Origin of the sequence: Lentilactobacillus rapi DSM 19907 = JCM 15042 (assembly GCF_001436255.1) — a bacterium.
Classification (GTDB): domain Bacteria; phylum Bacillota; class Bacilli; order Lactobacillales; family Lactobacillaceae; genus Lentilactobacillus; species Lentilactobacillus rapi.
The window spans coordinates 1-9,473 of record NZ_AZEI01000049.1 but is presented as its reverse complement, the minus strand read 5'-3'; the positions used below and the strand labels follow the sequence as shown (position 1 = coordinate 9,473).

6 protein-coding genes are annotated in these 9,473 nt (G+C 44.1%); 1 reads left to right on the top strand and 5 read right to left on the bottom strand.

Annotation, left to right across the window (positions count from 1 at the left end):
- The 3 genes from FD12_RS14195 to arcA all read right to left on the bottom strand — a co-directional run.
- Window positions 1–484: amino acid kinase family protein (locus FD12_RS14195; protein ID WP_476737550.1), on the bottom strand; the 484-nt coding region annotated here is incomplete at its 3' end.
- 308 nt (window positions 485–792) lie between these two features.
- Window positions 793–1,824 (bottom strand): ornithine carbamoyltransferase, encoded by a 1,032-nt coding sequence (argF, locus tag FD12_RS06220; protein ID WP_054748963.1) that lies wholly within the window; start codon window positions 1,822–1,824, stop codon window positions 793–795.
- Window positions 1,825–2,251: 427 nt separating this feature from the next.
- The gene (gene arcA / locus FD12_RS06215; protein WP_054748964.1) at window positions 2,252–3,487 is read right to left on the bottom strand and encodes an arginine deiminase; all 1,236 of its coding nucleotides are present in this window, start codon (window positions 3,485–3,487) and stop codon (window positions 2,252–2,254) included.
- A 456-nt stretch (window positions 3,488–3,943) separates the two neighbouring features.
- On the opposite strand from arcA, the gene FD12_RS06205 reads away from it, so the two are divergent.
- Window positions 3,944–7,039, top strand: coding sequence for a YfhO family protein (locus FD12_RS06205; RefSeq protein ID WP_056982222.1), 3,096 nt, complete (start codon window positions 3,944–3,946; stop codon window positions 7,037–7,039).
- 392 nt (window positions 7,040–7,431) lie between these two features.
- Here the strand turns inward: FD12_RS06205 and FD12_RS06200 are convergent, their stop codons facing one another.
- Both FD12_RS06200 and FD12_RS06195 read right to left on the bottom strand, forming a co-directional pair.
- A complete protein-coding gene (locus FD12_RS06200; protein WP_054748966.1) occupies window positions 7,432–7,914 on the bottom strand; it encodes an arginine repressor in 483 nt (160 codons plus the stop codon).
- A gap of 378 nt (window positions 7,915–8,292) precedes the next feature.
- Complete coding sequence (locus FD12_RS06195; protein WP_235809038.1) at window positions 8,293–9,378, bottom strand: glycosyl hydrolase family 65 domain-containing protein; 1,086 nt, start codon at window positions 9,376–9,378, stop codon at window positions 8,293–8,295.
- Window positions 9,379–9,473: the final 95 nt, after the last annotated feature.

Below are 9,473 nucleotides of genomic sequence, written 5' to 3'. Positions count from 1 at the left end.
CCCGCCGATAGCCTCGGCCAGAATCTTCAACGAATGTAAAATCAGGATTCTGTTTCTTCGCCAAATCGGCCTCATCCTTGTTCATAAAGTGTCCAATTGGTTTTGTTGGATTTTTGAATGCTGGATCATCAGCACTGACTTCAACTTGCGTCACAATCGTGGCAACCGTTTTGTTCAAGCCTTTTTCTTTGATCACTTGGTTCATGGCATTCTGCATCCAATAGCCAATACTGCCTTGAGTCATTGCCACACAAGTATCCAGAGGCATCTCAGGATTGTCCTTTGTGCTGCCGCCAGCCTGTTGTAACAACAAATTGCCAACTTGAGGGCCATTTCCGTGAGAAATGATTAATTGATCGCCATTCTCAACAAATTTAACTAATTGCTCCGCTGTTTCTCGCAAAGCTTGTTGTTGCGCTGCGGCGGAAGCATCTTTGGATAGGATTGCATTGCCGCCCAAAGCGACTACTATTTTCCGTCCCATAATAATTCTCCTTCTTTGTTTAAAAATAAAAGGAACTGGGACAAAACAAATGTTTTGCTGCCAGTCCCTAGAGTTGTTCAAGTTAGTTTTCTTGGTGGTTAGTTGCTTGGAGAGGATCGATCCGTTAAGTAACCTGCACCTAAGTCTCTTCAACCAAAAATCCAAGACCAGGATTTCTAGGTTACATTGATTAGGACTGCTCCGCCAAGCAATAACCTGCGCATAAGCACCTCAACCAGAAATCCCCAAAACCAGGATTTCTGGTTGAGGAGACTTATGCTCCGGTTATTCCCGCTTGACTCCGCACACTATACCTTTGGAATAAACAGATTTCCAAGTGTTGCAGCCATCATCGCCTTAATTGAGTGCATTCTGTTTTCAGCTTCCTCAAATTGACGGGCATACTTGCTGGTGAACACTTCATCCGTAACTTCCATTTCAGTGATGCCATACTTTTCTTCAATTTCCTTACCATAAGCGGTTTCGGTATTGTGGAATGCAGGCAAGCAGTGCATGAAGATTAATTGATCATCCGGCGTACCAGTCTTCTTCAAGGCTGCCATGTTAACTTGATATGGTGTTAACAACTTAACTCGTTCTTCCCAGTTGCTTTCACCCATTGATACCCAAACGTCGGTATAAACAATATTTGAACCTTTCATACCTTCATCAAGATCATCGGTAATCAACAGCTTGGCACCTGATTTTTCAGCAAAGCCTTTGGCAATGTTTTGAATTTCATCAGTTGGGAACAGTTCCTTAGGTGAAACAATATGGATGTTCACCCCTAAGATCGCTCCGGTTACTAACAATGAATTGGCAACGTTGTTTCGACCATCGCCCATAAAGGTTAAGGTTAAGCCTTGGAGTTTACCAAAGTTTTCCTTAACGGTCATGAAGTCAGCCAACATTTGAGTTGGGTGCCATTCGTCAGTTAAGCCGTTCCAAACTGGCACACCACTGTCTCGAGCGAGAATTTCGGCGTCACTTTGCTTGAAACCACGGAATTCAATCCCATCAAACATGCTGCCAAGCACTTTAGCAGTATCTGATGTTGATTCCTTCTTGCCTAACTGAATATCATTTTGACCCAGGTATTCAGGATGAACGCCTAAATCAATGGCTGCTGTCGTGAATGCTGACCGGGTTCGGGTAGATGATTTTTCGAACAGTAAAGCAATGTTCTTACCTTCAAGGTAATGATGAGGAATGCCAGCCTTTTTTAAAGCTTTCAAATGTAATCCAAAATCAATTAAATATTCAAGTTCTGCGGCAGTAAAGTCTTTTTCAGCTAATACACTGCGGCCTTGAAATACGTTTTGTCTGAAGTCTTTTGTCATAATCGATTCTCCTTGATTGATGATGTTTTTGGGTACTGTGTTTGGACTAATGAAATGATGCTTGTTTTCCGCTATGTTGTGGAAATGTGCTCCAATAAGCAGAAGCTTACATGTAAGCACCCGTTCTCCATTATATAGTGGAAACGTGCTCCACCAAGCAGCAATCTGCACATAAGCACCTTGCTATATAGCGGAAATGTGCTCCACCAAGCAGAAACTTGCACATAAGCACCTTATTCAAAAATCCCAAAACCAGGATTTCTGAATAAGGAGACTTATGTTCCAGTTTCTAACCGCTTGGCTCCGCACTCTAAACGTGCTCCGACGCAACAAACGCTAACATCTAAGATCAAAATGATTTAAATCCAAGACCAGGATTTTAATCATTTCGACCTTAGATACCGCGTTTCCCGTTGCTCGTCGCACTCTAGATATCTTCCCGAACAATCGGGCAGCTCATACAACGTGGGCCGCCACGGCCTCTTGACAACTCACTTGAGATAACCTCAAGGACTTTTAAGCCATGTTTTCTCAGCAAATCATTTGATACATAGTTTCTGTTATACGTTACAACAACTCCTGGCGCGATTGCCAATGTGTTTGAACCGTCATTCCATTGCTCACGGCCGGCAATAATTGGATCGCCACCACCAGTTGGAATTAAGTCCAGATCATCGAGCTTCAATGCATCCTTCAAGACCGCCTTCAAATCTGTTCTGTGCTCTAAGTGAAGTTCGCCTTCATTTTTACCTGGCGTAATTGTCCAAGTATCAATGTGGCCACCTTCACCTAAAATTCCTGGATGAACCGTGAATTGATCATAATTAATCATTGTGAACACAGTATCCAAATGCATCATTGCGTGATTATGTGGAATCTTAATCGCAATGACTGTGTCAAAATGACCATCCTTAAATAAGTTCTTCGCAATATCTTGAATTGCGTCAGCCGATGTCCGTTGGGAAACCCCAATGGCCATCACATGGTCATTTAAGACTAATTCGTCTCCACCTTCGATCCGAGTATCGTGGTTTCGATCACGCCATACATGAACGCCCTTGTTAGCGAACCGTGGATGGTGATCAATAATAATTTCATTAAACAAAGATTCACGTTGCCGGGCAGCAAATGTCATGTGGTTGATGCTCAAGCCTTCGCCGATACATGCCGATGGATCACGGGTAAAGTACAGGTTAGGCATTGGATCCATGTAGAATTCATAGTCTTCTGTTTCAGCAGCACTCACTAAATCCGTTGGCACAAAATCAATTTCGTTCTTCCGAACCCCTTCCATGATCTTGTTGACCATGTCTTGGTTGTTCATGCTGTCTAAATATTCTTTCAAGGCATCATGGATCGTGCCCGTTGCGTATCCGGATTCGGTTAACATTTGCTCTAAGAAGTCATCACGAACTTTGTCACCACCAGCATCCAATGCTTCGGCTGCCAGTTTTTCAAGGTAAAGGACTTCAATTCCATTATCTCGAAGGGTGTCGGCAAAGTAATCATGTTCCTTTTGTGCAATTGGTAAATATGGAATATCATCGAACAGTAAACGTGGCATCATATCTGGGGTGAAATTTTCAATTTCCCTACCAGGTCGTTTCAGTAATACCGTTTTGAGTTTACCGATTTCAGATGTTACATGAATTGGACTTGTCATTCTTGTTACCTCCTCTTCCTTTAAGTACAACTCTATCATAGTCTTTTTTGAAAACGCTATCGTACAATTTCTGTCATTAAAAACGAGAGATTTTTAACAGAATTAATCCGATAATTGCAAAGAGAATTTATTATTAATTTTTTGATTTAATAATCCCTTCACGAGTAAGAATAACCGGTTTTTTATACAATGTCTATTAATAAGATTAGAAGGTAACGTTTTGATTAGAATATAAAAAAGCTGTTAACAATCGATTTCCCCTGCAAATTAAGGATTATCTCTAATTTTTTCGGTATAAATATGTTTGCCGTTCACAAAATATTCATTATCTGTCAACAAATAATTCACACTCCTTGTGACAAAGTTACGTAAGATAAAATTTAAAGTTTTAATCCATGGCTTGTCAGATTGCTGGCAAACACCGACAATAAAGATAATGATTTGGGAGGCATTTTCATGCAAACAAGTACTCATTTGAGAAAACGGACATTTAAGCTGCCAATTTTTTTGATTTATACGATTGCATTTGTTTCAATTTGTTTATTAACTTACAGCATCCCCTGGCTTGCCGGGAGAACATTGATCTGGAACGTTGACGGGATTGCCCAACATTTTCCAATTCTGGCGCAATTTCAGCGGATCTTACAGGGGACCGCCCACCAATCCTTGTTTGGTTGGTCGTGGAATCTGGGTGCGGGAGCGGATCAGCTGACCACTTTTGCCTTTTATATCGTCGGCGATCCTTTCAGCTACTTAATTGCCCTCTTCCCTGCCAGCAAGTTGGAGTTAGGCTATCAGCTCCTCATCTTGCTTCGGCTTTATTGCGTTGGCTGTGCCTTTCTTGCATGGGCCAATGAGCGTTCATTTAGTCGCCACAGCAAGCTCATCGGAACATTAATCTATACTTTTTCGGGCTACAATTTTTACGTTTCAATGCACCACCCATTCTTTCTCCTACCGATGATGCTCTTTCCCCTATTGGCAATGGGGGTTGAAAAGGTATTGCATAGGCAAAATTGGCTGCCGCTGGCAATTGCGGTTGCCCTGGCCCTTGTCAGCAATTTCTACTTTGCCTATATGCTGGCACTTGGCACTTTTGTCTATCTCTTGACCCGATATTTACATATATACCACGTTGACGCAAAACAATTACCGCTGGGCAGGATCATCTATTGTTTGGCGCAGGCAATTGTGACTGGGTTGATGATGGCAGGGGTTGTCCTGTTCCCAACGCTGCTGTCGGTCTTTCAATCAACTCGGATCGCCTATCATGCAAAATTCGCCAATGGCCTGCTGCTATACCCGGCTAAGTACTATCTCGCCCTCCCCAACCAACTGATTACCAGCACGACGACCAAGGATTACTGGCTCGTCCTCAACGTTTGTGGGCTCACATTTTTAGCCGCCATCTACATTTTGCGCCACTTCAAACGCTACCGGGCACTTGCCATTGTCATCGTTTTGATCGTCATTGGCATTCTGCTGCCCCAAGTCAGTGCCACCACCAACGGCTTGTCAACGCCTTCCAATCGTTGGTTGTTCTTGGCAGTCTTGCCGCTTGGATTGGCAACGATGATCTTTGTCGATCAGCTCCCCCGATTAACACGGAATGATTTGAAATGGCTGATTACATCATTGGCTATCCTGATTGGCTTAGTCTGGATCACCAAAGGATTCACGCTCAAGCTGCCGCAAAATGATTTGGTGGCTTATGGCTTTGCCAGCTGTTTCCTGTTGTTATTTGCCTGTCAGTCCTCCCTCAAGCTTTCTGCTAAAACAGTTGGGGTCGTTTTAACCGGGCTGGTCTTCATTAACATTGTCAGCAATGGGCAAGGCTGGTTCAGCCCCAATAACAGTAAAAATATCAAATCAAACTTAATGACTGGCACCGCTTCTCAATGGCTCCACAAATATTACGACGGCGCCCAAACTGGACTAAAGCCCAATCAAGGATTTTATCGAACCGCAACGATCCACAACTACTATCCTCACCGGACTGCCGGCAATAATATCCCCATGGTTCTTGGCACTCATGATCTCGGGGCTTATTATTCCATTCAAGATGGTTATGTTTATAAATTTAGTCGCTCAATCGATAATTCACAGGCGGTCGTTAACTCCGTTCTTGGGGAAGCCGATGGCCGAACAACGCTCCTTAATCAATTGGGTGTCCGTTACATGTTTGCCAAAACCGATATTGTCAAGAATCCTAAAGCCGTTCCTTACGGCTATCATTTTGTCCGCAAGAATGGTCGAATTGTCGACTTCCCCGAACAACCGGTTAGCGGTCTAAGTAACCACTCCGGAACGGTTCTGCTTGAAAGTAACTTGGCGCTTCCATTGGTTTACATGCAAAACAACACGATTTCATCTGCAACCTACAATCAGCTGACCTCTATTCAGCGGGAACAATCACTCGTCCAGGGGACTCAGGTGGATCAGCCGGTCACAGGAATTCAATCAATCAAGCCTCGCGCCACTGTCAAACAAGTTGGCTATGCGGCCAATGTGTTTGACCAGCACATCGTTGAAACCCCTGTGAAGGCTGTTTTATCCCGACTGAGACTATCACCAAATAGTCGCTACCGACAAACGGCTGCTAAATACAAAACCACGCTGCCGAGGAATAAAGTGGCTATCTGGGAAAAGGCAACCGGCTTGAATCCAAATGGGCAACCGCTTCAAAACGTCCTCAACAAGAATAAGCAGGTCATTGCCCGCAATGAAAACCTGAACCGCAACGGTCTGCACGTCATGGATAACGATGCTCAGGGGCGCCACTTGTCTTATCAACTCAAGTTAAAGAACCCTGAAAAATATCGAAATACCGAACTTTATCTGGTCATCGATGGGATTTCTGAAACCCGCCACACAATGATGGACCGCTTGAATAGCCTCCGAGCCGACTCAATCATCGACGGCACGCCAGTTTCGAAGCTCCAGAAAATTGACCGGCTGAGAACTGCCAGCCAACATCCTGATCTTGGCGGTTTCACAGTCTCAATCCAGTCACCGACGAATTTCACCTTCTTCAGGCAGCTGCCGATGAACAACTTATCCGATTACGAAGACCGCCAACACGTTGTTTTAAATTTGGGCTACTCAGATCAACTTCGCAAATCGATGACCATCCACTTCAACGGGGTCAAGCAATTGCGATTCAAGAAAGTTCGAATCATGGCCGTGCCGTTTAATCAAACTTACGACCAGCAAATTCACCGACTCCAACGAACTGGTTTGCAAAACCAAAAGGTGACCAACAACACTGTCAGCGGAGAAACTAACCCTGCAAATCAAGCTAGAATTATGACCACTTCAATCCCCTATTCGTCCGGTTGGAAACTCAAAGTTGATCATCGCCCAACCAAGACTTTTGTCGCAAACAAAGGATTTGTGGGCGCCAAGATCCCCGCAGGCAGGCACCTGATTCAGTTGCGGTATTCAACCCCCGGCTTGTCATTGGGAATGAAATTAACGATAATTGGGTTCCTTTGGTTAGCTGGATTTGCGGTTGTGGCTGGCGTGAGCTTTGTGTACCGAAAGTTTAAGTGAATCCTCAAGCTCAATAGCCCCACGCTGGTTTGACGCTGGCGTGGGGTTGTTTTTGGTTGGGGGGTCTTTGTGGACGGCTCCGTTATGTGGCGGAATCGAGCTGCGACCAGCTGACGCTAATGCACAAGGGGTCATCTCATATATTTAATTTTCGCAGTGGTCGTTCTCCGCTCTATTGCCGAATGGTGCTCCGAGAAGCAGGTGCTAACAATATAAGAGCAGTCCCCCCCTAAAATCCTCAATCAGATTGTGATCGTTCTCCCCTCTATTGACTAATGGTGCTCCGAGAAGCAGGTGCTAACAATATAAGAAGGACCTCTCAAAAATCCAAAACCAGGATTTCCGAGAGGTCCTTCTTATATTACCGCACCTAAACGCTTCTCTCCGCACACTTAATCTTGAATCGACGACACCAACAGATCCGGATTTGAATGCTTTGTAAATAGGTTATTAATACTCTTGGCCGCTTCCACAGACGGGCTGAACAGCACGATTGTGTCATAACCTGCCAGTGTTCCCGCCACATCATCCAAATGGAGATCATCGATGACCGCAGCTAATGGGTTGGCATAACTTGGCTGCGTATGGATGACATTGATAAATTGGATTTGGCGGATATCCGTGACCGTTCCGTTGATCATGCGGTACATTCTTTCCAACTCGTTTTGATTGCCGGACTTAAAAATCATGTATCTGGAATCGCCCGAACTATCCGGTTGCTTCACAATTTGCATTTCTCGAATGTCGCGGGATAGTGTTGCTTGCGTGACATTAATGCCTGATAGTTTCAATTTTGCCATCAACTCATCTTGGGTTGTAATTGTGTATTGATTAATAATTTGTTCGATTTTAGACTGCCGGGCTTCTTTTTTCATCGGGGTACTTCCTTTCACGAAACAATGCCATTTACATCATGACATTATAGGATTTCTGCTTAAATATTCAATAACGATCGACTGAATTGCATAACACTATCATAGCAAATAATAATCCAAAGTTCGCGTTTTTTCGAAAAATATGACTGGAAAATCAAAAAGAGTGGTCCAAAAAGCGCTTAACAATCGGAGCGTAAGTCGCCTTAGCGGGAAATTCCTGATCTTGGAATTTTCTGCTAAGGTGCTTACGTGCAGATTGTTGCTTTTTGGACCACGTTTCAGCCATGATGCCCGAGAACCCGGACTTGTTTAGATAGACTCTTATATGCTTCGAAATGCTTCCATGGCACGTTTTAACTCAATTGCCCAAGCAATTATTTAATACTGCGCCACCTTCTTGGGATCCTCCGGTGTCACTTTAATCTTCTTATTGTAAACTGACAGCGCCATCCCCTTGCCGCTCATCAACTCAACTTCGACTTGATCCTGATAAATTGTGAACAGCAATTCATTATGATGCAGCTGTAGTCTAAATTTGAGGCAATTCCAGACGTCGGGCAAATGGGGCTCCAACGAAAAATGGTCAGCGTTATTCACGATGCCGGCAAATCCATACACAATTCCGGACCAGGCCGCTCCTAAGCTCCCCGCATGGATGCCATTCTTGGTGTTATGGTGCAAGTCGACCAGATCTGTCTTAACGGCCTGGGCAAAGAAGTCGTAAGCTTGCTGGTCGCGGTCAATTCTGGCGGCGACAATTGCATAAATTGCCTTGGATAAGCTTGAATCGTGAGTCGTAATCGGTTCATAGAAGTCGTAGTCGGCTTTCAGCTGTTCCTTAGTGTTGCCCAGCGGGAACATGTAATCGACCATGATCGTGTCAGCTTGCTTATTGACCTGTGAACGATACAACATCAGCGGATGGTAGTGCAGCAGCAATGGGAACATGCTTTGGTCAATACTGGCGATGTCCATTTTGGGCAGCTGCTCAAAATTCTGAAATTGCAACTTAACGTTTTTCTCTTTATCGTAAGGTAAATACATCAGGTCCGCAGCTTCCTGCATTTCTTCGATCTCTTCGCCCGTCACGTTGAGTTGGACCGGAATATCGGTATCACTAAATTTATCAGCGTATTTGACGGCTAAGCGGAGGTTAAACTGGGCCAAAACGTTGGTATAATAATTATTATCCACTAACGCACTGTACTCATCTGGCCCGGTTACCCGATTAATGACAAAGTGGCGTTCGCCATCGACTTCGGCAAAGTTGCCATATTGCATCCAAAAACGGGCTGTTTCCAAAATGATTTCAAAGCCGTAATTTTTCAAAAAGTCTTCATCGTTGGTAATCGTGTAGTACTGTTCAATGGCAAATGCAATATCGGCATTAATATGGAACTGAGCCATTCCTGCCAACCAGTATGAACTCGCCTCATACCCATTAATTGTCCGCCAAGCATACATTGCCCCTTTATCAAGACCAAAATCACTGGCCTGCTCCTTAGAAGCTGTCCAAGATCTATGATTTTTGATATACTTCTATGTAAAAAGCGAGTTTA